This window comes from Paraburkholderia sediminicola, from assembly GCF_046027355.1.
Classification (GTDB): domain Bacteria; phylum Pseudomonadota; class Gammaproteobacteria; order Burkholderiales; family Burkholderiaceae; genus Paraburkholderia; species Paraburkholderia sediminicola_B.
In genome coordinates this window covers 56636-78064 of record NZ_JAQQEK010000013.1, presented here as the reverse complement: position 1 = coordinate 78064, position 21429 = coordinate 56636, and the positions used below count along the sequence as shown (strand labels likewise).

The 21429-nt window shown below is 61.7% G+C and carries 23 protein-coding genes and 1 tRNA gene; 7 read left to right on the top strand and 17 right to left on the bottom strand.

The genetic code is table 11. The annotated features are described in order from the left end of the window. The first annotated feature begins 140 nt into the window (after window positions 1–140). Entirely contained in the window at window positions 141–1055 is a 915-nt protein-coding gene (gene nodI, locus PQR42_RS22585; protein WP_408215195.1) for a nodulation factor ABC transporter ATP-binding protein NodI, read from the top strand. Between the two features lie 93 nt (window positions 1056–1148). Beyond that, the gene (locus tag PQR42_RS22580; RefSeq protein ID WP_408387504.1) at window positions 1149–1976 is read left to right on the top strand and encodes an ABC transporter permease; all 828 of its coding nucleotides are present in this window, start codon (window positions 1149–1151) and stop codon (window positions 1974–1976) included. 87 nt (window positions 1977–2063) lie between these two features. On the opposite strand, the gene PQR42_RS22575 is transcribed toward PQR42_RS22580, so the two are convergent. Both PQR42_RS22575 and PQR42_RS22570 read right to left on the bottom strand, forming a co-directional pair. Then, entirely contained in the window at window positions 2064–2486 is a 423-nt protein-coding gene (locus PQR42_RS22575) for a hypothetical protein (RefSeq protein WP_106283591.1), read from the bottom strand. Between the two features lie 316 nt (window positions 2487–2802). After that, window positions 2803–3765 carry a LysR family transcriptional regulator gene (locus PQR42_RS22570; protein ID WP_408387505.1) on the bottom strand — a complete coding sequence of 321 codons (963 nt, stop codon included), beginning with the start codon at window positions 3763–3765 and terminating at the stop codon, window positions 2803–2805. A gap of 229 nt (window positions 3766–3994) precedes the next feature. Between PQR42_RS22570 and PQR42_RS22565 the strand changes: the two genes are divergently transcribed. Both PQR42_RS22565 and PQR42_RS22560 read left to right on the top strand, forming a co-directional pair. After that, a complete protein-coding gene (locus PQR42_RS22565; protein WP_408215186.1) occupies window positions 3995–5410 on the top strand; it encodes a M20 family metallopeptidase in 1416 nt (471 codons plus the stop codon). A gap of 64 nt (window positions 5411–5474) precedes the next feature. After that, entirely contained in the window at window positions 5475–6758 is a 1284-nt protein-coding gene (locus PQR42_RS22560) for an MFS transporter (RefSeq protein WP_408215184.1), read from the top strand. Between the two features lie 132 nt (window positions 6759–6890). On the opposite strand, the gene PQR42_RS22555 is transcribed toward PQR42_RS22560, so the two are convergent. Further along, window positions 6891–7943: an NADP(H)-dependent aldo-keto reductase gene (locus PQR42_RS22555; protein ID WP_408215181.1), complete on the bottom strand. Its 1053-nt coding sequence runs from the start codon at window positions 7941–7943 to the stop codon at window positions 6891–6893. A gap of 167 nt (window positions 7944–8110) precedes the next feature. Between PQR42_RS22555 and PQR42_RS22550 the strand changes: the two genes are divergently transcribed. Continuing rightward, the gene (locus tag PQR42_RS22550; protein ID WP_106283596.1) at window positions 8111–8323 is read left to right on the top strand and encodes a DUF3820 family protein; all 213 of its coding nucleotides are present in this window, start codon (window positions 8111–8113) and stop codon (window positions 8321–8323) included. A 207-nt stretch (window positions 8324–8530) separates the two neighbouring features. After that, window positions 8531–8776, top strand: a complete 246-nt coding sequence (locus tag PQR42_RS22545; RefSeq protein ID WP_408215177.1) for a hypothetical protein — start codon at window positions 8531–8533, stop codon at window positions 8774–8776. A gap of 58 nt (window positions 8777–8834) precedes the next feature. On the opposite strand, the gene PQR42_RS22540 is transcribed toward PQR42_RS22545, so the two are convergent. From PQR42_RS22540 to PQR42_RS22530, 3 genes are all read right to left on the bottom strand, one after another. Continuing rightward, window positions 8835–9485, bottom strand: coding sequence for a trimeric intracellular cation channel family protein (locus tag PQR42_RS22540; RefSeq protein ID WP_408387506.1), 651 nt, complete (start codon window positions 9483–9485; stop codon window positions 8835–8837). A gap of 90 nt (window positions 9486–9575) precedes the next feature. Beyond that, on the bottom strand, window positions 9576–10085 hold the full coding sequence (gene cysC / locus PQR42_RS22535; protein ID WP_408387526.1) for an adenylyl-sulfate kinase: 510 nt from the start codon (window positions 10083–10085) through the stop codon (window positions 9576–9578). Window positions 10086–10111: 26 nt separating this feature from the next. Further along, window positions 10112–11704 carry a tetratricopeptide repeat-containing sulfotransferase family protein gene (locus PQR42_RS22530; protein WP_408387507.1) on the bottom strand — a complete coding sequence of 531 codons (1593 nt, stop codon included), beginning with the start codon at window positions 11702–11704 and terminating at the stop codon, window positions 10112–10114. A 348-nt stretch (window positions 11705–12052) separates the two neighbouring features. On the opposite strand from PQR42_RS22530, the gene PQR42_RS22525 reads away from it, so the two are divergent. Next, window positions 12053–12421 carry a hypothetical protein gene (locus PQR42_RS22525; RefSeq protein ID WP_408387508.1) on the top strand — a complete coding sequence of 123 codons (369 nt, stop codon included), beginning with the start codon at window positions 12053–12055 and terminating at the stop codon, window positions 12419–12421. Between the two features lie 77 nt (window positions 12422–12498). Here PQR42_RS22525 and PQR42_RS22520 read toward each other — a convergent pair. The 11 genes from PQR42_RS22520 to PQR42_RS22470 form a co-directional block, all read right to left on the bottom strand. Beyond that, window positions 12499–12570, bottom strand: a tRNA-His gene (locus tag PQR42_RS22520). A 149-nt stretch (window positions 12571–12719) separates the two neighbouring features. Then, the gene (locus PQR42_RS22515) at window positions 12720–13268 is read right to left on the bottom strand and encodes a 3TM-type holin (protein ID WP_408493790.1); all 549 of its coding nucleotides are present in this window, start codon (window positions 13266–13268) and stop codon (window positions 12720–12722) included. After that, window positions 13268–13750, bottom strand: coding sequence for a glycoside hydrolase family 108 protein (locus PQR42_RS22510; protein WP_408493789.1), 483 nt, complete (start codon window positions 13748–13750; stop codon window positions 13268–13270). The genes PQR42_RS22515 and PQR42_RS22510 overlap by 1 nt, the downstream gene beginning before the upstream one ends. Next, window positions 13747–13923, bottom strand: coding sequence for a hypothetical protein (locus PQR42_RS22505; protein WP_181156895.1), 177 nt, complete (start codon window positions 13921–13923; stop codon window positions 13747–13749). The genes PQR42_RS22510 and PQR42_RS22505 overlap by 4 nt, the downstream gene beginning before the upstream one ends. A 79-nt stretch (window positions 13924–14002) precedes the next feature. Further along, window positions 14003–14248, bottom strand: a complete 246-nt coding sequence (locus tag PQR42_RS22500) for a hypothetical protein (RefSeq protein WP_408493788.1) — start codon at window positions 14246–14248, stop codon at window positions 14003–14005. A 29-nt stretch (window positions 14249–14277) separates the two neighbouring features. Then, window positions 14278–14565: a hypothetical protein gene (locus PQR42_RS22495; RefSeq protein WP_408493787.1), complete on the bottom strand. Its 288-nt coding sequence runs from the start codon at window positions 14563–14565 to the stop codon at window positions 14278–14280. A 2-nt stretch (window positions 14566–14567) separates the two neighbouring features. Next, window positions 14568–16856: a right-handed parallel beta-helix repeat-containing protein gene (locus PQR42_RS22490; protein WP_408493786.1), complete on the bottom strand. Its 2289-nt coding sequence runs from the start codon at window positions 16854–16856 to the stop codon at window positions 14568–14570. A gap of 61 nt (window positions 16857–16917) precedes the next feature. After that, the gene (locus tag PQR42_RS22485) at window positions 16918–19929 is read right to left on the bottom strand and encodes a host specificity factor TipJ family phage tail protein (RefSeq protein WP_408493785.1); all 3012 of its coding nucleotides are present in this window, start codon (window positions 19927–19929) and stop codon (window positions 16918–16920) included. A gap of 151 nt (window positions 19930–20080) precedes the next feature. Beyond that, the gene (locus PQR42_RS22480; RefSeq protein ID WP_408493784.1) at window positions 20081–20473 is read right to left on the bottom strand and encodes a peptidoglycan endopeptidase; all 393 of its coding nucleotides are present in this window, start codon (window positions 20471–20473) and stop codon (window positions 20081–20083) included. Further along, entirely contained in the window at window positions 20470–21018 is a 549-nt protein-coding gene (locus PQR42_RS22475; protein WP_408493783.1) for a DUF1833 family protein, read from the bottom strand. Before PQR42_RS22475 ends, PQR42_RS22480 begins: the two co-directional genes overlap by 4 nt. Further along, entirely contained in the window at window positions 21012–21404 is a 393-nt protein-coding gene (locus PQR42_RS22470; RefSeq protein ID WP_408493782.1) for a hypothetical protein, read from the bottom strand. Before PQR42_RS22470 ends, PQR42_RS22475 begins: the two co-directional genes overlap by 7 nt. Between the last annotated feature and the right edge of the window lie 25 nt (window positions 21405–21429).

Here is a 21429-nt window from a genome sequence, read left to right as displayed (position 1 = left end):
CGCGCGCCGATGCCGCAGTGCAAGAAACCCGCTTCGGGCTGTGGGTCGCGAACCAACAGCGCCCCGCCGATGCCCTAGAATAGGCGGCCTTCCCAGCCATTCGCGTCATTCACGTCTTTTCCCGGAGATTCGTTCGATCCATGCCTGAAGCCGCCATCGAATTTCATCAGGTCAAAAAAAGCTACGGCGAAAAGACGGTCGTCGATGGACTGTCGTTTCATGTCAACGCCGGCGAATGCTTCGGCCTGCTCGGCCCGAACGGCGCGGGCAAGACGACCACGTTGCGCATGCTGCTCGGCATCGCGGCGCCGGATGCGGGCACGATCCGTCTGTGCGGCGAGCCGATCCCCGGCCGCGCGCGCGTGGCGCGGGCGCGCGTCGGCGTGGTGCCGCAGTTCGACAATCTCGATCCCGACTTCACGGTGCGTGAGAACCTGCTGGTGTTCGGCCGCTACTTCGGTCTGAGCGCCGCGCAATGCCGTGCGATGGTGCCGTCGCTGCTCGAATTCGCGCGACTGGAGAGCAAGGCGGACGCGCGCGTGAGCGAGTTGTCCGGCGGCATGAAGCGGCGCCTCACATTGGCGCGCGCGCTCGTCAACGATCCCGATGTACTGATCATGGACGAGCCGACCACCGGCCTCGATCCTCAGGCGCGGCATCTGATCTGGGAGCGGCTGCGTTCATTGCTCGCGCGCGGCAAGACCATTCTGCTGACCACGCACTTCATGGAAGAAGCCGAACGGCTCTGCCACCGGCTGTGCGTGATCGAGGAAGGGCGCAAGATCGCGGAAGGCGCGCCGAGCGCGTTGATCGCTTCCGAGATCGGTTGCGATGTGATCGAGATCTACGGACCGGACCCGGTCGCGTTGCGCGATGAACTGGCGCCGCTCGTCGAGCGCACCGAGATCAGCGGCGAGACGCTGTTCTGCTACGTCAACGACGCGCAGCCGGTGCATGCGCGGCTCAAGCAACGCGCGGATCTGCGCTATCTGCATCGACCGGCGAATCTGGAGGATGTGTTCCTGCGGCTCACGGGCCGCGAGATGCAGGATTAAAGCGCGTCGGTCGAGAGCGGCATCGCACGCAACGCGCTACAGCTATAACGACGCCCTGAAAGAAACCATGCAGGGGCACGCACGAGACACGCAATGGACGCACGCACTTACGAAACACCAGGCGATACGCCATCGAAGCAGGAAGCCTTCGCCGCCTTTCCCGCGAACGCCAGCAACTGGATAGCAGTGTGGCGCCGCAACTATCTGGTGTGGAAGAAACTCGCGATCGCCTCGATGTTCGGCAACCTGGCCGATCCGATGATCTACCTTTTCGGCCTCGGCTTCGGGCTGGGGCTGATGGTCGGGCATGTCGACGGCGTGTCGTATATCGCGTTTCTCGCGGCGGGCACGGTGGCCTCTAGCGTGATGATGTCGGCGAGTTTCGAGTCGATGTATTCGGGCTTCTCGCGCATGCACGTGCAGCGCACCTGGGAGGCGATCATGCATACGCCGCTAACGCTCGGCGACATCGTGCTCGGTGAGGTGATCTGGGCAGCCAGCAAATCGGTGCTCTCGGGCGCGGCGATCATGCTGGTGGCCGGCGCACTGGGCTATGCGAATTTTCCGTCGATGCTGCTGGCGTTGCCGGTCATCGTGCTGACCGGGCTCGCGTTTGCGAGCATCGCGATGGTCGTGACGGCGCTCGCGCCTTCGTATGACTTCTTCATGTTCTATCAGACACTGGTCTTGACACCGATGCTGTTGCTGTCGGGCGTGTTCTTTCCGGTGTCGCAACTGCCTGCCGTGGCGCGGGGCGCCACGCAGTTGCTGCCGTTGGCGCATGCCGTCGACTTGATGCGACCGGCCATGCTGGGTCGGCCTGTCGATAATGCGCTGTGGCATGTAGCCGTGCTGGCGGCGTATGCGGTCGGCGGGTTTATCGTGTCGGCGATTCTGTTTCGCCGCAGGATGATGAAGTAGGTTTTCCGGCTTTCAACAACAACGGACCGCGCGGGCGCTGATACTCACAACCAACCAGGCATCAGCGCCTGCCGCGAGCCGGCTCGTTCAGTCCTCGTCATCCGTCCACGGAATGTCGACGTCGGAGATAAACGCCACCGTGGCGAACGGCCCGCCGTCCTGACGCCCGATCTTGCCGTCGGCACGCTGCCACTCGACGCGGAACACCGTGCCCGGATCGTCGGCGATCAGGCGGACCGTACGCACTTCGTCCGGATCGGCTTCTTCGACGGGACCGTCGAGCGAGATCTGCAGTTCCTGCGGCCACAGCCCATCGGCTGGATCGTAGATCTTGTCGCCGTCGGGAATCAGCGTGAAGGCTTCCACGCCGATCGTCGCCGACGCGTCCACGATCATCTTGCCCAACGCGCGCAGCAATGCCGTGGCCCGCGCCGAATTCGCCTGACGGATTGCGAGATCCCCGCGCGTCAGCGCCTGCTCAAGTTTTGGGTTTGTTTTTTGTTGCGCCATTCGATGTCCTGAGTCCTATCGCTCGTTGTGGATGGCACGCGGATACGAGCGCGCGCCGCTCTCCATTTTTCGGGCTGAATCCTACCACTGCCGTGCACTGCAGCATTGCCAGCCATGCATTCCAGCGCTTTCAGCCCGCCCCGTCCACCACAGTTTAGGTCGTGATTCGCGATCCGGCTGGGACATTTGCCTTTCATTTGGCTGTGCATGGATCGCTATCGCACGCACGCTGCCCGCCTGGCTAGTGGTGCGCCGGCGATCGCAAACGTTGTCTTGCCGCGTTGATGCCGTGTGGATTTTCCATGTCCCGGGACCGTCAGCGCGTGCGCCTGCCGCGCTTTCGAGCGCCTTTCGAGGCAGCCGCATCTGCGGGCTTCGAGCCCGCGATTTCCGCGATCAGATGATCGCGAAACGCCCTCACCGACTGCGGCAGTTCACGCCCCGCCATGGTCTGCACCTGGATGCTGCGCTGGCGCATCTGCGGATGCGTCATCGGCATCACGACGAAGCCATCGCCGGCGTAACGGTCGCGCACGGACAGCAGGCCGGTGAACATGATCGCGCCGGACTTCTGCGCATAGCGGTACATGGCGCCGCTGTTGTTGCAGGTCAACTCGGGCTCGAGCAGGACGCCTTCGAGCGCGCAGGTAATGTCGATCAACTGACGAATCGTCGTGCCGGGCTCGGGCAGCACGAGCGGATAGCGCCGCAGGTCGGCGAGCGACACCTTCGCGCGCGCGGCCAACGGATGATCGGCGCGCAGCAGCGCCAGCACCGGCGCGCGTTCCGTGTGCTCGACCTTGACGCCCTTCTCCGGCGCGAGGCTGAAGGTCAACGCGAGGTCGGCGTCGCCGTCGCGCACCTGACGGGTCGCCTCGCCCGGCGACATGACCGAGAGCGTGAAGTCGATGCCCGGATACTGAACCCTGAAGCTCGCCATCGCGGTGGGCAGGAAATCGGCGGCGAAGCCTTCGGAACTCGCGACCTTGATCATGCTGCCGTGCAAGGTCTCGAGGCCGCCGATCTCCTTCATCACATGCTCCGCCTCGAGCAGGCTGCGTTGCGCATAGGCGAGCAGGCGCTCGCCGGCCTCGGAGAGCGCCATGCCGCGCGGCCGCCGCTCGAATAGCGCCACACCGAGGTCGCTTTCGAGCCGCGCCACCTGCCGGCTGATCGCCGACACGGCGACATGCAGCCGCGCGGACGCGTCGCTGAGCGAGCCGGTGCGAGCGACTTCGACGAAATAGCGCAGCGCGATGCCATGCAGCGAAAGTGCCATGTCCTGTGCCTCATTCAACGGTATGCGCCGCCTGCGCAATGCTCACGAGCGCCGTGACTCAATACGGCGAGCTTTGCCTTTTCGGCAACGCAAGCTTCGAAAGACGATCATTGTGACAAAAAAAACGGCCTCCTAGAATCGGTTCGAAGCTGCAAGCCGCGTCCGATCGTCATCAGACAGAAGACCACGCGCCGCCCGCCCCCACATTCCGCCCGCATTGGAGACACGCATGAGCCGCACCCAGGCCATCGATCACGCCACCCATCATTTCGAATCGGGCGCCTTTCTCGAGACCCTCAACCGACGCGTCGGTTTTCGCACCGAAAGTCAGGAGGACGATCGCGCCGCCACGCTGCTGTCGTATCTGACCGACGAGATCACGCCGGAAGCGGCGAGCCTCGGTTTCAGCACGCGCATCGTAGCGAATCCGGTGGATGGCTTCGGGCCCTTCCTGATCGCGAGCCGCCACGAGGGCGACCATCTGCCGACCGTGCTGATCTACGGCCACGGCGACGTGGTGCGCGGCTACGACAGCCAGTGGCGCGCGCCGCTGACGCCGTGGGCCGTGACCATCGAAGGCGAGCGCTGGTTCGGCCGCGGCACCGCCGATAACAAAGGCCAGCACAGCATCAACCTCGCCGCGCTGGCGAGCGTGCTGGCCGCGCGCGACGGCAAGCTCGGTTTCAACGCGAAGCTGCTGATCGAGATGGGCGAGGAAACCGGCTCGCCCGGACTCGACGCAATCTGCCACGCGCACCGTGAAGAACTGGCCGCCGACGTGCTGATCGCCTCCGACGGTCCGCGCCTCGCCGCGCGCCGTCCCACTGTGTTCCTCGGCTCGCGCGGCTCGGTGAACTTCAAGCTGTCGTTGAATCTGCGCGACGGCGCGCATCATTCGGGCAACTGGGGCGGTCTGCTGCGCAACCCGGCAACAGTGCTGGCGAACGCGTTGTCGAGCCTCGTCGACGCGCGCGGTGTGATCGCCGTCGACGGTTTGCGCCCGCCGCCGATTCCCGAGGCGGTGCGCCGTGCGCTCGCCGATATCACGGTAGGCGGCGGCCCGGGCGATCCGGCCGTCGACGAAAACTGGGGCGAGCCTGGCCTCACCGCGCCCGAGCGCGTGTTCGGCTGGAACAGCTTTGAAATACTCGCGTTCAAGGCCGGCAATCCGGAGAACCCGGTGAATGCGATTCCGTCGTCGGCGTTCGCGCATTGCCAGTTGCGCTTCGTGGTCGGCACCGATTGGGACAACCTCGAACGGCATCTGCGCACGCATCTGGATGCGCACGGCTTCTCGCAGGTGCAAATCGACGTCGAGCGCGGCGCGCCCGCCACGCGTCTGAACCCGGACGATCCGTGGGTCACGTGGGCGATTGCTTCGCTCGAACAGACCACCGGCAAGAAGACCGCCGTGCTGCCGAATCTGGGCGGTACGCTGCCCAACGAAGTGTTCGCCGACACGCTCGGCCTGCCGACCATCTGGGTGCCGCACTCCTACCCGGCCTGTTCGCAGCACGCGCCGAACGAGCATTTGCTCGGACCGGTGGTGCGCGAAGGCCTGCAGATCATGGCGGGCCTTTTCTGGGATCTCGGCGAGAACTCGCCGCGCGCCGTAACCCGCAGCACAGCCCACGCCGCAACCTGAGCGACGCCCGGACGAACCGGGCGCAACACGCCGTTATCCGCATCCGTCACGAGGCACGTCCACGATGAGCACGTCCACTCTGCAAGCCAGCGCCGCGCGGCCGTCCGCCGCGAAGGTCCATCGCATCATTCTCGCGGCGTCGATCGGCAACGCGCTCGAATGGTTCGACCTCGTCGTCTACGGATTCTTCGCGGTCACCATCGCGAAGCTGTTCTTTCCGGCGCGCACCGAAGCGATTTCGCTGATGCTCACGCTCGGCACCTTCGGCATCTCGTACATGATCCGGCCGCTCGGCGGACTCGTGCTCGGTTCGCTCGCGGATCGCGCCGGACGCAAGGCGTCGCTTTTGCTGTCGATCGCGCTGATGATGATCGGCACCCTGACGATCGCCGTGATGCCGCCGTATGCGGCGATCGGCCTGTGGGCGCCGGCGGGCATCATGCTCTCGCGCCTTGTACAAGGTTTTTCGGCGGGTGGAGAGTTCGGTGCGTCCACCGCGTTCCTGGTCGAACATGCGCCCGAGCGCCGCGGCTTCATGGGTAGCTGGCAGTTCGCGAGCCAGGGGCTCGCGACGCTGCTCGCGTCCGGTTTCGGCGCGCTGCTGACGAGCCAGCTCACGAGCGCGCAACTTGAATCATGGGGATGGCGCGTGCCGTTTCTGTTCGGCCTCGCGATCGGTCCGGTCGGTTTCTATATCCGCCGTTACGTGGATGAAGGCGCCGAATTCCATGCCGAACCCAAAGCCCACACACCGCTGCGCGACCTGTTCGGCACGCAAAAGGTCCGCATGCTGCTGGCGGTCGGCTCGCTGATCATTTCGACGGCGGCCAATTACATGATCCTGTACATGCCGACCTACGCAATCAAGCAACTGCACCTGCCCGCTTCGACCGGCTTCGCGGCGACGCTCGCCACCGGCGTGGTGCTCACGGTGCTGACGCCGTTCGCGGGGCATCTGTCCGACAGCCTCGGACGCATCCGTATCATGGCGACGGCCGCCGTGCTGATGCTGGTGACGGTCTATCCGGCCTTTATGTATATGAACGCGCATCCGTCGTTCGCGACGATGCTGCTCGCGCTGATCTGGATCGGCGTATTGAAGGCGACGTATTTCGGCGCGCTGCCCGCGTTGATGTCGGAGATTTTCCCGACGCAGACGCGTGCGACTGGATTAGCGGTGAGCTACAACATTGGCGTGACCGTGTTCGGCGGCTTTGCGCCGTTCGTGATCACGTGGTTGATCGATGCAAGCGGCAATAAGCTCGCGCCTGGTTTCTATCTGATGTTCTGCGCGGTGGCGAGTTTGCTCGCGCTTTATGCTGTGCGTGGGAAGTTGAAAATCCGCTGAGGCGGTGTGTGAACGTGGCATCGTTGACGAAGCAAAGCACACCACCCTGCAAGCGCCCCGGCCGCGAAGCCGGGGCAAGCTTCTAACGCATGATTCGAGCCGCACTCGAACCATGCGCTCAAAGCTCACGCATCAAGGCGCAGGGTTCGGCTGCAACTCGTGCAGTTCATCGATTTCCGCCAGCACTTCCGGCGAGAGTTTCACCTCGACGCTGGCGATGTTTTCCTTCAACTGATCGAGCGACGTCGCGCCGATCAGATTGCTGGTCACGAATGGCCGGCTATTGACGAACGCGAGCGCGAATTGCGCGGGCGACAAACCGTGACGCTTCGCCAGCTCGACGTAGCGCGAAATCGCCTGCTCCGCTTGCGGCTTGCTGTAGCGCTTGAAGCGCTCGAACAGCGAGATGCGGGCGCCGGCCGGACGCGCGCCGCCTTCATACTTGCCCGTCAGCCAGCCGAAGGCCAGCGGCGAATAAGCCAGCAAGCCGATGTTGTCGCGATGTGCATACTCGGACAAACCCACTTCATACGTGCGATTGACGAGGCTGTACGGATTTTGAATGCTGACGATGCGCGGCAAGCCGAGCTTTTCGGCCGCGCGCACAAATTGCGCGACGCCCCACGGCGTTTCATTCGACACGCCAACGTGGCGCACTTTCCCCGCCTTGACGAATTCAGCGAGCACCGACAGCGTTTCTTCGATCGGTACCGTGTAGGCGTCGTCCACCCACGGATACGCCGGACGGCCGAACGTCATCGTGCTGCGATCCGGCCAGTGCAGCTGATACAGATCGACGTAGTCCGTTTGCAGGCGCTTCAGGCTGTCGTCGAGCGCTTCGGTCAGATTCTTGCGGTCGAACTGATTGCCTTTGCCACGAATATGGGTCGGGTTATGCGGTTGACGCGCCGGGCCGGCGATCTTGGTGGCAAGCACGATTTTCTCGCGCGCGCTGCGATGCTGCGCGAGCCATGTGCCGATGAAGCGCTCCGTCGAACCCTGCGTCTCGGCACGCGGCGGCACCGGATACATTTCAGCGGTGTCGATCAGATTGACGCCTTGATCCAGTGCGTAATCGATCTGCGCGTGCGCTTCCTGCTCCGTGTTCTGCTCGCCCCACGTCATGGTGCCGAGACCGATCAGGCTAACCTGCACGTCGGAGTCGCCGAGTCTGCGGTATTCCATTGAACTTGTCCTGTTGATTGGTTGAACGAAAAGCGCTGACGTTACCATGCCCGCGCGATACCTGCAGGGCAGGCTAAAATGCGGTTCCAGCGGGCGCCGCCCGTTTGCCCCGCGCGAAAGGTTTCGCCGCGGCCTCTCTGCGATTTCCCTGCGTCGACCCCTCTGCAATGAATCCCGAACACCTCGAACTGCTGGTCACGCGCGTGATGCCTTACGGGAAATATAAAGGCCGCGTGATTGCCGACCTGCCCGGTCATTATCTAAACTGGTTTGCTAGCCAAGGCTTTCCGCCGGGCGAAATCGGCCGGCTGTTGGCCTTGATGCACGAGATCGATCACAACGGTTTGAAGTCGCTGCTCGAGCCTTTGCGCAAGCGCTGATCGCCTCGCGGTGAAAGCCGCGTGAAGCGCCGTGAAGCACGGTTGAAAGTTGCCCTGCAGGCATCGTGCAAGCAATGTAGGTCTGTACAAATTTATACAGTCTTTTGCTTGTACCTTGCCCGCTGAATGGACTTTAATCCACGTAGGTGTTCGCGCGAACTCCCATGGTTCGCGCCATCGTCCGCCTGTCATCTTGCCTGTCTGTCCATGTCTGAATTCAGCTTGTCCGCGCTGCTCGAATTTATCGGCCACGACCTCTCGCCCGTGCGGGCGGTCATCGCGTTCTTCGTGATCGGCTACCTCGTCGTCGGACTGCCTGTGCATTTCCGCCAGGGTGCCGCATCGCGCGACATCTGGGGCACCGCCGCCGGCGTGACGATGGCCGCGATCTATGCGGCGTTCATCATCGGCGTGTACCCGGCTTTGCATCATTCGGCTGGGTTGTTGCGGTAACGCGAGGGAATTTGAAGCGCGCCGTGCACGTGCGTGTGCCTACGCTGACGCGCATCGTTCAAACGGGCGACACCTTTGGCAGATGCCAGCCGTAAGTCACGGCGAGCACGCGCAAGATGAAGCACGCCGAGCCGCCTACCAGCGCCGCCGCACCCGGCGGCAAACCGGCGCGACGCGCCACCACCACGACGAACGCCCCCGCGAACGCAGCCGTCGCATAGATGTCGGCATGCAGGACGAGCGGCACGCGCGCCAGCAGCACGTCGCGGATCACGCCGCCGCCCACACCCGTGACCGTGCCCATCAACATCGCGATAAACGGACGAATGCCGAACAGCAGCGCTTTTTCCACGCCCGCTACGGCAAAGAGCGCGAGGCCCGCCGCATCGAGCACGGTGACGAGCGCGACGGGAAACTGCTGCGCCGTCGAATGGAAAATGAAAGTGAGCAAACCGGTGACGAAGGTCAGCGCCGGATAGCGCCAGTCGCGGATCGCGTTCGGCGGCGAATCGCCGATCAGCAGATCGCGAATCACGCCGCCGCCGAGCGCCGCGACAAATGAAATCACCATCACGCCCAACAGGTCGAGACCGCCGCGTATCGCACTGAGCGCACCCTCGAGCGCAAAGACCACCGTGCCCGCCAGGTCGGCCGCCAGCACCAGCGTTTCGACGTTCAGCCTGATTTTTCGTATCGACAATGTCGGCATCGACGTTTCGCCCCTTCTGTCCCCAAGAAATCGAAACGGTATAGCGAAACGTCGTGGGCCGGGTGAAAAAACTGCGCGTATGGCAGCCTGCTAACCGCTCAGACGCCCGGTCGCGACCAGATGCGCGAGCAGGCGATCCACTGACGCGTCGACCGGCATCCGGTCGCTCTCGATCACCACATCGGACGCAAGCGGCGCTTCGAAAGGCCCGGAAATGCCGGTGAAATGCGGAATCTCGCCGCGCCGCGCGCGAGCGTAAAGCCCTTTGGCATCGCGGGCTTCGCAGACCTTCAGTGGAGCATTCACGAACACTTCGACGAAACCGTCGCCGATAATTTCACGCGCCGAGCGCCGATGCCGATGCTCCGGCGAAATCACCGCGGCAATCACAACGAAGCCCTGCTGCATGAAGAGCGCCGCGACGTGCGCGACCCGCCGCAGGTTTTCGGTGCGGTCCTCGGGCGTGAAGCCGAGGTCGGCGTTCAGTCCGCGCCGCAGCACGTCGCCATCGAGCACGATCGCGGCATGCCCCGCTTCGTCCAGCCGCTGATGCAAGGCGTTGGCGAGCGTCGATTTGCCGGCGCCGGAAAGCCCCGTCATCCAGATCACGGCGCCGCGCGATGCGCTCACGAGCGATGCTCCGTGCCGCTTGCCTCAACCTCGCCAGCCTCGTGGCGACGCGCCGGAGCCAGCTCCGGGCCCAAGCCGTCGAGCAGCGGTTGCAGCAACGCTTGCCGAGGCTGCCAGCGTTGCAGCGACGTCTTGTACAGCGGACGGCGCACCTGCGCGGAACTGGCCGTATTCACCTGGCGAGTGGTCTGATAAAACGACAGACAGCGTTCGTCCCAGTCGAGCCCGCAATGCGCGAGCACGCGACGCACATTGCCTTCGAAATCGCCGACCAGTTCTTCATACTTGACCTCGATCATCACACCTTCGGGGAGCACTTGTTGCCAATGAGCCATCAAGGCGTGGTACGCGCGGTAGTAACGGCCCAGTTCGCCGAGATCATAGCTGAACGGCACGTCGTGAAAGATCCGCGAAAAAATCGACAGGCAGGTTGGCAACGGCGCGCGGCTGCTGTGAATGAAGCGGGCGTTCGGCAACGCCAGATGGATCAGGCCGAGGTTGATGAAGTTGAACGGATATTTGTCGGTGAAGTGCGTGTAGTTCGCAGCCGGATTGCGTTCGTCGTTTTGCGCGAAACTTTGGAGTTCCGGCAACGCATTGCGCATGCGACGCAGATAGTCCGCGCCGAGCGTGCGCAACGGCGCGGCGCCGACGTCCTGCAAAGCTTCGATATCGATTCGCAACGGATCGCCGGGATCTCGGCGGATGCAGTTCACCAGCGCCTCGCCGAATTCCGTGCGCTCACCCGCACCGAACACTTGAGGATGGCTCGCGAGAATCTGCTCGATCAAGGTCGAACCCGAGCGCGGCATGCCGACGATAAAGATCGGCGCCTGCGAGGAGTCGCCGAGACCGCGCTTTGCCGCCAGAACATCGGACGTCATCAGTTCAGGCAAATGCGCGAACAGGCCGAGCGTTTCCGCTTCGTTGTAACGCACGCCGGCGCGGTGCAGCGCGTTACCCTTCAGGAAGTGATCGAACGACGCGTCGTTGCGGCCCACGTCGGACAGCGCTTGCCCATACGCGAAGTGCAGCTCCGCCTGATTGGCCGGCGTGAGCGAAGCGGCGTCGTCAATGAGACGCTCCATCGCGAGGAACACCGGATCGTCGGCGGCGAGGCGCTTGGACTGCACGAAGTTGCGGTAGTACAGCGGCACTTGTGGCGCGGCTTCGATCGCGCGGCGATACGCTTCGTGCGCTTCGTCGAAACGGCCGAGCGCCTGCAGGCAGTTGCCCATGTTGTTGTGCGAGCCGTCGGCTTGCGGATTCACGCGCGTCGCCTCGCGATAGGCGTCCACCGCCTGTTCGAGCCGATGCATCTGCTCGAGCGTCCAGCCGAGGCCGTGATGCGAATCCGTGTCGCGTGGATCGAGCGCGATCGCTTCGTGATAGCGGACGACGGCTTCGGGAAAGCGATTCAGCGCGGCGAGCGTGGCCGCGAGGCGCTGCTGAACGAGTGCGTCCGAAGGATCGAGCGTGCGGGCGGTTTCGTAACGTTGGAGTGCGGCGTCGAGTTCGCCGCGCGCGGCGCAGGCGTCGCCTTCGGCGCGCCATTCCGATGCGTTAGCCGGCTGTGGAGCTTGCTTCATTGACGGCTGGATTTTTGCAGGCTTCGCATCGAGCGGTCCCGACAGTGAGCGAGTGCGATCTTTTCATCCAGCCCGGCAAGCGGCACGGTCGGGAGTCGAAGGTAATTGTCTGAAGGCAACTTAACAGGCGCGCCCTACAGTTTCGTTTCGAATATTTAACTAACTGTTACAGCACGACCCATGAGTAAGGTCTAGAAAGTTGTCGCCACGCCTTATCGCCATGGCTTTCGATCGCCATGCATGTCTAATTGCCGGGCCATGTCATGCGCAAACCGTAATTTGCGGACACAAATGCTGCTGAACTCCTGGGCGTACGTTTTTTCTCAATCACATACGAAGGAGAAAATCGTGAGCAGGCTCATTGCATCAATGGCGCTGTTGGCGGTGACGGCCAGTCTGACCGGATGCGCGGTCGCACCGGGATACGACTATGGCTACGCGCAACCTTATTACCCTGACTACGGCTATGCGTACGGGCCGCCGTATGCGCCGGTTTATGGCAGCGTCGGCATCTATGGCGGCTGGGGTGGGTCCTGCTGTTACCACGGCGGGTACTGGCATGGCGGCCATGGGTGGCATGGCGGAAATGGATGGCACGGCGGCGGCGGTGGCTGGCATGGCGGTGGATATGGCGGCTCTCACGGCGGAAGCGGCGCTAGCGGCGGGGGCAGTTCGTGGAGCAGCGGCGGTGGCGGCCACGGAGGACACGGACATTGAAACCGCGAACCCAAAACAAAAACGGCGTTGTGATTTCTCACAACGCCGTTCGCAAAACTTTTACTGCTTGAATTCTTTGGGGTGGCTGATGGGGCTCGAACCCACGACAACAGGAATCACAATCCAGCCGTCAAAACCCGCCTAGCCACCTGTGGGCAAGGAAGTTGCTAACCGAGTTCGGAATAAAATTGCATCTGCACCCCACCGTTTTATGCGGTTCTCCGGGCAGCCGTTCCGAAATTTGGAGGGCTCAGCCAGAACGGAAATCTGTATGGATATACAGCTTTCCGGCCAGTTGTTACCCGCGGTTGTCGCTCAGCACGCGCGGGTCGCTTTGCATCTTCCCGCGGAAGAAACTCGCCACCCCGAGCACTCCGCCAATCGCGACCCATGCCTCGGGCGGGATGCTCGGCTGAGCGATGTTCGGCCACCATCCGCGCAGCACCGGGATGATGAAATACGCGCCGATCCATGCGAACCCGAAACAGAACCCGACGAACGGCCGCCACGCGTAGGTCGGCCAGTGGTCTGCCTTCGCCTCGACCTGCATTGTCTGGTTGACGACCGCGGTGTTGGCCTGGTCGGCGGCCAGTTGAGCTTTCTCGATGTCGGCGGCGATCTGCGCAAGCTGCGCCTGCTGGTCAAGCACGGCCTTCTGGAACTGCAGCGAGAGATTCGGATCGGACTGGATCGCCGCGAGCGCGGCGTCGGGCGCCGACTGCCCCGTGACGGCCTGCGCGATCCCGACCAGTTTGCCGGCGACGTCTTCGGCTTTTGAGCCGCCAAGCCAGCCAGCGATCATCGGCGCGAATTGCGCGAGCGCCATTGCGATAGGAATAAGCGGCATTATGCGGCTCCTTTCATAAGGTTTGAGGCAATGCGGTTGGACCAACCCTTACCGAAGGTCGGCCAGGTCTTGAGCGATGTGAAATAGGTCAGGCGCAGGGCGTTCCAGCGAAGCATGAACCGAAGCGGGTCGACCGCCTGCACTGCGGCGATCGTGGCCGGACCCAGCAGTCCGTCGACCTTCGCGCCAGCGGCGCCCTGCATCCAGATCACGGGGTGGCCGCCGTTGTAATTCGCGTCAAAGATCTGAAACGCGACGCGCGGGTCGAGTTCGTCAAGCCGAAGCGGGTCCCAATAGAGCTTCTTTGCGATCGCCTTCGCGGTGTCGCGCGGCAGATCGCGCATCGCGCCGGCGTAGCCGCTCGCCCGTGCGACGCGCGCTGTCACGCCCCACATCGTTTCGCCGCCGGGATCGGCAGCGTTATTCGAATACCCGCCCTCGTTGCCGATCAGCACATCGAAGGCGTCATCGAAGCTGGTCATTTGCTGAACCCCCTTGTTTGGAGAAATGCGTACGCCAGCGCGGCGAGCCCCAGCGAAGCGACACCGCCGAGCGTCCATTTACCAAGTGTTGCGAACTGCTTGTCGAGCCACTCAGTCAAGCCCTCCTTGAGTGCGTTCTTTACTTCGTCTTGCGTCAGGCCTTCTACTGGCATCGCGAGTCCCCGGTCACGGGCAAAAGCCCAATAAAAAAGCCGCCCGAGGGCGGCCTGAAAAAATTACGTTGTCGGCGTGCTATTGCGCGAAACAAGCGAGCCCGAGCAGTCCGCCTGTGGCAGTCGCGACTACGTCCCACACCGACACATCACCGCCGGTGAAGTGATCTACCGTTTCCTTGGCGATGCCCGCGATCAGCACCGCGGCGATACCGATCTGCCACGTCAGGAAATGTGCTACGCCGAAGATCAGCACGCCCGCGATGACATGCAGGCACTTGTCCTGCGGGATCGCGCTCATGATTGCGGCTTCAATTGATTTCATGTTTGTCACCTGTATGGACGTGTTCCGGATCACGACGGACTGGCCGCTGCGATCTGCGCCTGAAGCTGCGCGATCGTTGCGTTCGCCGCCGCGAGTTGCGCCGTCAGCGGAGGCACAGCATTTCCGAGCCACGTCGCGACCTCAGGGGATGCCAGATCAATATTCGTCGCATCTTCAAGCGAGACGGTGCCGGCAATCACCTGATCGCCGTCGACGAGAAATGACGCGTACGAGACAGTCAAAGTTTTCAGCTCGCCCGTCATCGGATCGCCGGTCATCATGACCTGATGCAAGACCCGCTTCGTTTCGGTTGCCATATTCATTCTCCCAATGAGTTCAGCCAGTTGCCTGCCGCGATCGTGACAGCCGCAGCGGTTGAGTTGAAAAGGTTATTGCGCACTGATCCGCCCGCCGCGAGCGGCTTGGCGTCGATGAACACACCACCAACGTCTCCCGGCGGGGAAACAGAGGACTTCGCGCCGAGCTGGGCGCCTGCAATGGCCACGTCGAAGAAGATCCGCGTGTTCGCCGGGACCGTCATGGCGAGTTGTGTCGAGGCGGCGGTAAGCTGCGTGCGGGGATCAACACTGGCACCCGCGCCGACGATGATGTCGCTCGGGTAGGTCGGGACCGAAACGATTTTCTTCGGACGTCGCGCGAGCGTGCCGCCACTATTGAGCAACTGCAGCGTGCCGGGGATAGTGCTGGTCGACCGGTAGTCGGTGACAGTGTTAAAGCCCCACTCCGTATTGTTGATCCCATCCACAACATAGGGAGCAGCGATCGTCAGCGTGTCCGAGACGTTCGTAACGTTGCCGACCGCATACGTCTTATTTCCATCGACTTTCCATGACCTGACGTTATCGCCTGCTTGCAACCAGATGGCACGTCCCGCTCCACCATACATCTCGTTATCGGTGATCGAGCCAGAACACGATCCGCTATTCGCAACGAAATTGGCCGTGACGATATGCGAGCCCTTATACGTCATCTGCGCAAGCGTGACGGAACCCCCAGCCTGCAATTGGGGATCGCGACTTGTGTTGTGGTGAATGCGGGCATTGCCGCCACAGAAAATGCTCGTATTGTTGCAACGCTGTATATCGTTATCGTGGATGTTGATCGCATCGTTACCTTCCGACACCCAGATGCCCGCAAGCTGCGGAAACGGGGTGTTCGAGTTCAGAGCGCAGTCCCACACCCAGTTGTGGTGGATAACAACTGACGTGTTGGAATTGTTCACGCCGAGCGCGCTGTAGAACGGATTTGCGGTTGCGCCGTCAGCGCCGAGCGGGTCGACAGTGTTACGGGCCAACTGAATACCGATGGAGTTGGTGTACAGCACCCAGTTGTGATGCACCGAGCCGCCCATCATGCCGCCGCAGAAGATGCCGCGCTGCGCGCCGGTAATAAGCCGGTTGTAGTAGATATGCACGTCCCGCGAACGCTTGATGCCGTCGAGGAGGCCAACATACGAGGGATCATCCGCGGTGAACCATGTTACGGCGATCATGTCGTCGCCCGCGTTCTGCACCTGGTTGTCGTGGATTTTGATGTCATAGCCACAACCCTGCATCGTGATCCCATCGGCGAGGGTGCCGCTCACACTGCAGTCGTGGATATGCACGTGGTTCGAACGACGCACCCAGATGCCCGCCGACCAGCTACCCTCGATTACGACATTGTCGATTTCCAGTCGATCGACACCGTCGCAATAAATTGCGAAGTTGTTATCGACCCGCGCGCCAGGTGCATTCACGAATTGAATCTTGACGTTGCAGATCCGGACATTTGCCGACGCACCAAACACGGTCGACAGCAACTGGAAGCCGTATGCCTGACTGGCGCCTGTGGGAGCTGGCGCGTCGATAAGCAGCGTCGCCCACTGAAAATCGATCGTTGCGTTTTTGAGGTTAGTCAGCTTGGTCACGTTGCTGGGCTTGAAACGATACGTGGCACCGACGCGGCAGTAGACGTGGCGATTTGACGCGCACGCACCGATGATTGCGTTTGTATCGTCTGCTACGCCATCGCCCACAGCCCCCTCGTCCCGAAGGTTGTAGAAGTCCTGCAGCTTATCTTCCACGGGGCGAGCAACTGAGCCGGCTCCGGATTGAAGGAAGCCGATCAGCCCGGACCCGGAAGACGCAGCCAGCTCCTCGCGCGTCGCCCCCTGGTGGACCGTCAGCCGCCCTGCCGCCAGATCAGTCGGAACATCATTCGACACATAGGCCGCTGCGTTGAGCGCAACATATGCGATGCCGTTGTAGGTGACGACATCTTTCATCGCCAGCACCATGCCGGCGACCCACGCACCGCGCACATTAAATGCCTTGAGCGAGCTTATCGCCTTAGCCATGCTGTCGACATCGCCGTTCGCGGTCGCCACCACAGTATTCGCGTCGCCCTGCGCAACCGCATGCAGAATGTCGGTTTCCACACCCATAAGCGCTTGCGCATCCCCGACTGCCTTTGCAATCGTCGGCACAACGCCACCGGCGGTAACGACTGTTTGGGTGGGACCGCCGTGCACGATACTATGCAGCGTGCCTGCATCGCCATGAAGTTGCGCGACGTCTGCCAGCAACTGGCTACTGGATGTGCCCATTCAGAACCTCTATAAATTGAAAAGCCGCCCAATGAGGCGGCTCGAGAATCGTTGGCGCTTTCTAGTGGCTGCCGCCCGGATCGGGCGGTGCAGCGGCTGGCGTGATTGGGGTCGATGCCGAGGTGTTGCCCCACAGGTCGGTGACGCTTAGGTAGTACGTTTCACCCTCGGTCACCGTGACAGATCCGGGGGATGCGCCCTGATACACGGCCGCCCCACCAGAAGAACCTTGGCGAATGAAATACTGGGCAATGTCTTGAGCTGAAACAGCATTGATATAGAGCAGACCGGTCCCGTCGCCGCCGGAGTAGTAAGTTCCAGTTGGCGCCGGCGGTGCGGACTTCGTCACGGTAAGCGATGCCACGGTCGACTCACCAACGACGTTGTTCTCCACTACGTTGAATGTGACAGACGGCGAGACAGCATTATTGGCTTGCGCGGTAGCAGCGTCCCAATCAAGTACATAGTTCGTCGTGTCGTATTCCATGCGCAAGGCGCCGCCAGTGAAAACCTTCACGTGACGAAAATCGCCCTTCGCGTTCGAGATGTTGATATGCATCGTGCCACCCGTGAATGGCGGATTTTGTAGCGTCAGCGTAGGTGCTGCAGGTGGATAGGTGACATCGGAGATAGTGCCGTTCCAATAGGCCCATGATCCAGCCAAAGCGCCGATGCCTCGAGCGCGAAGCTGCCACGCACCAGCGCCTAGATTCGCGTTAATGGATGGCGACAAGCTTCCACCAAGGGGCGTCCACGTTGCGCCACTGTCCTGAGAACCTTGGAACTCGTACGATGAAGCACCGACAGCCGGCGTGCACGACACCACCGATAGACCATTCGTCGGCGCGCCGATCACCGCAACCGACGCTACAACTGGCGCATCATTAATGCCGGGAAGCAACGAGGCCGGCGGTGGCGGCGGCGCCGAACCGGTCGTTTCGGCCTCCTGCACCGACGATGCGTAGTTCACCATCACCAGCTCGACCTGACCGTCTCCCTTCGGGTTGACGCTGATCACCTGGCAGTCAAGCCCGCGGCGCTCGGCGGGTCCGAATTGATATTGCGTAGGTTCCTCGCTGTTTCCGTCCGAAATATAGAGCGCGGGCGCACCCGCGACGACGGCCGTAAAGTCGTCGTCACCTTGGGACACAACGTACGGGCCATCGGCAGATCCGTCGCGCTTGCGGAAGGCCATGTAATAAGTTTGCCCGGTAGCTGACCAGTCGAGCGGCTCAGATGTCGTTACGAGACCGCCTGCATAGCCCATTACCGCACCGGACAACCCCCACGCCGGCACGTCATGGGAGACAGCCACCAGATCGCCGTAACGCGGGATGTAGCCCTCCATTTCGGTCGTCAGTGTGATATTGCGGCGGCGATCACGATTCGCTGCCGCGAGCCGCATACCAAAGCGCCAGGCCTGATCTCGACTCGTGCATCCGAACAATTGAATTGTTGATGGCTTCGTTTGCGTGCTGCCCGTCAGCACGCACGAAACCTCCGCCTGCTGGAATGTAACGTTATCCGTGTACTGGACGATCACATAGTCAGGCGTGTCGTAACTCTGAAACGCGTATTGGATCTGCAACGAGTTCTCCGCGATATTGCTCGGCGAGAACATCGCCGTTCGAATGCTTTTCGCTTCATCGCGCACCAGGTCGATGACGCCAGCGTAGTAGACCGGCATCGAGTTTCCGACGTTGGCAATTTGCGTCAACGCATCCCAAAGCGTCGCTGCGGTATCGAATACACCGTCAAACGTGTCACCTCGCGAGTCCCACGTCCTCGCGAGTGTCAGTAGCGAATCGAGGTTGACCCGGCTATCCGCGAGCCCCCGCCCGTAGTCAGTGTTGCGGATCACATCAGCAAAGGCCCATGCTGGATTCCGCGTCGCAGTCGGTGCCGACCACGACGAGCCATTCCAGATCGGCAGCTTACGCGTCGCAATGACGTTTATCTTCTTCGCGGTCGAACTGTTCAGGTTGTTAGTTGCCTTGATGATCATCGCAAGCAACGTCACGTTTCCGTAATAGTGCTGGCTCGGCAGATAGGCTCGCATTCCCGACCATTGGATCGTGTTCGCGGTGCGCGAATCAAGGTTCTTGTCGCCTACACGTTGAGCGCGCACCTGATACCGCCCGGCTGGCACCAGATAACGATTCGAGATCAACTGCGGCTGAATTGTTGCCATGGCGATCGTCGTGTTCGTCAGGTCGAACCAGTCGCCAATCGCTGTTCCTTCATCATCAATGAGTTGGGCTTGCACCTGATACTGGACAGACGCGCTGGCGGGGTTGCCATTGTCATCCGCATGGAACAGGCCGCTGGGCAAAGAGATGTCAATCCCGAGGTAGTTCGCGGCGGTCGCCGCCGGGTTCGCGACATACGGCCCCATCCATGTTGTCCATGTATCTGGAGCATCGGCCGGTTTTTCGTTCGCGCCGAGCAACTCAAGCCCTGTCACATCAATGCTCGTCACCACGTTATCGGGAAATAGCGCCATTGCGCCGCCCGGCGGGATAATCTCGTACTGCGCTTCGCCATAAGATGAGATGTCAGTGTCGCCGATCATCACCTTTTCGACGTCGATTTCACCCTGGCTGATGCAGAACAACTGATACAGGTACTGCTCGTTGCCGTGGTTCTCGATGTATGGCTGGCTCGCGAAGTCCGGATACACGCGATAGCGGCCGTACAGAACAGGAATCGGGTTTTGAAGCCGCGCATTGTTGCCCTGTGCGCCAATCGTATAGGTCGGACTAGCCTGCGAACTGGACAGCGAGCTCGGTGCGCGAGACGGCGGCACGAGCGCATTCACGAGGAACGTACCGGCCATCATGACGCCCGCTGAGATCATCGCACCGCCGACTGTTCCTGCGCCGACTCCCCAGGCTGCTGGCGCCGCGTATGGCGCGACAATCGAGACAACCACCACCACGATCATCAGCAGGATTTGCAACGGGTTTGAGCCGCCACCCCCTTTCGGTAGGCTCGCGATCGTCACAACGTCGCCATCACGGATCGAACGCCCCCAATCGCGCTCGAGAACTGGCTTGCCATTGATCGCGGGCATGAAAGTGTGCAGCCGCTTCAGTGACCGACCGCGCCCCGATACAATGCCCTGGCGACGAAGCAACGTGTCAAGACGAACGCGGCGTCGAATTGGAACTATCTCGCGCGAAAGCTGCGGCCGGAAGGGGTCTCGGCAATATACGAGGGTCGCGTTAAACATGAAATCGATAGAATTTGAGCTTTGAAAACCCAAGCATGCGAAGCGCCTGTTTCGGCGACCAGATAACGCCGACGCGCTCCATGGAGTGCAGGACGCCGCCACCCTCCAGATCGAGCCACACGCCGACGTGCGGGTCATCGCCGCCGCGCATCAGCACACCTGCGCCATGAAAACTCTGGCCAACGATTTCCCATTCGCGCAAGTTCATACGCTCCTCGTACATGCCCCTCACGACTGCGCCAAACTCCGCCACGTCCGGGATTGCCTTGCCGAAGTGCTGGGCCTGCACATGGCGAAGTAGACCCCAACAATCAAACGCATCGGGACCGCGTGCGCCCGATAACCACTGAAGGCCGATGTATCGGTTGATGTCGGATGGCGTCATCGCAAGAGCCCTGGGAACCTTGAGGTTGTGTAGTAGCCGCCGACAGTGGCAGGGAAGCCCCAGTTGTGCACGTCGTTCAGCGTCGCCGTGCCCGTCACCTGAAAAACATCGACAGTCACGCTGGTCAGCAGCATGTTGATCGGCGGGTCCATCTGCGGCCCGCTGAGATCCGAATACAGATAAGGACGATATGTGACCTCGATTGGAGCCAGTTGTCCGATTGCCTGCTCAAGATGAGCCGTGATTTCACGGCTCACGTTGTCAAGCGTAATCTGTAACTGCGGTATCTGGCCTTCCTGAAAACCCGGCAACACGAAATTGAACGCCGCACCGATGAATGTCACGGCTTGACCGGCATTGAGCGGCGCATCGGACTCAAGCGTCGCGACAATATCGTCATACCCTCGCACGATGCGAATCGCCGTAGCGTTGCCGTTGTCGTCGGCAAATGCCGGGTGCCGGATCTCAAGCGTGTCGAGCACCACGTCATCGGTCGGATTGGCCGCGTACGCCTCCTTAAGCGCCTGCTGGTACAGCGTCACCATGCGAGCGGCCCCGGCAGATCAACGTGGATAAGTGAATGCAGGTCGGCCGATACCGAGTGCATAACGTCTTCGCCGAAGTCCCGCAGCGCGATGTACTGGTCCGGAGTCGCCACCGGCATGTTCACCGTTTCAAGCGTCGCCGATACCTTCCATACACCCGGTTCGATGTTATCAACCTTGAATCCGCCAATCATCCGCGCTTTGACGCTCTGCATGTCCATCCCGTTGATGATCTGCGCCGAATACCACGCGCAACCATCAATTAGGTCGTAATGCACGAATGCCTCGAACAGCGCGAGTTGCTCCTGATCGAGCGTCCACGTCACAGAAACCTGCGTCGGGATACTGATGAAGCGGCGCCGCTGCCGGGCGAGCCCCGAATCCATGTTAGTGCGGATGAATGGAGCTTGA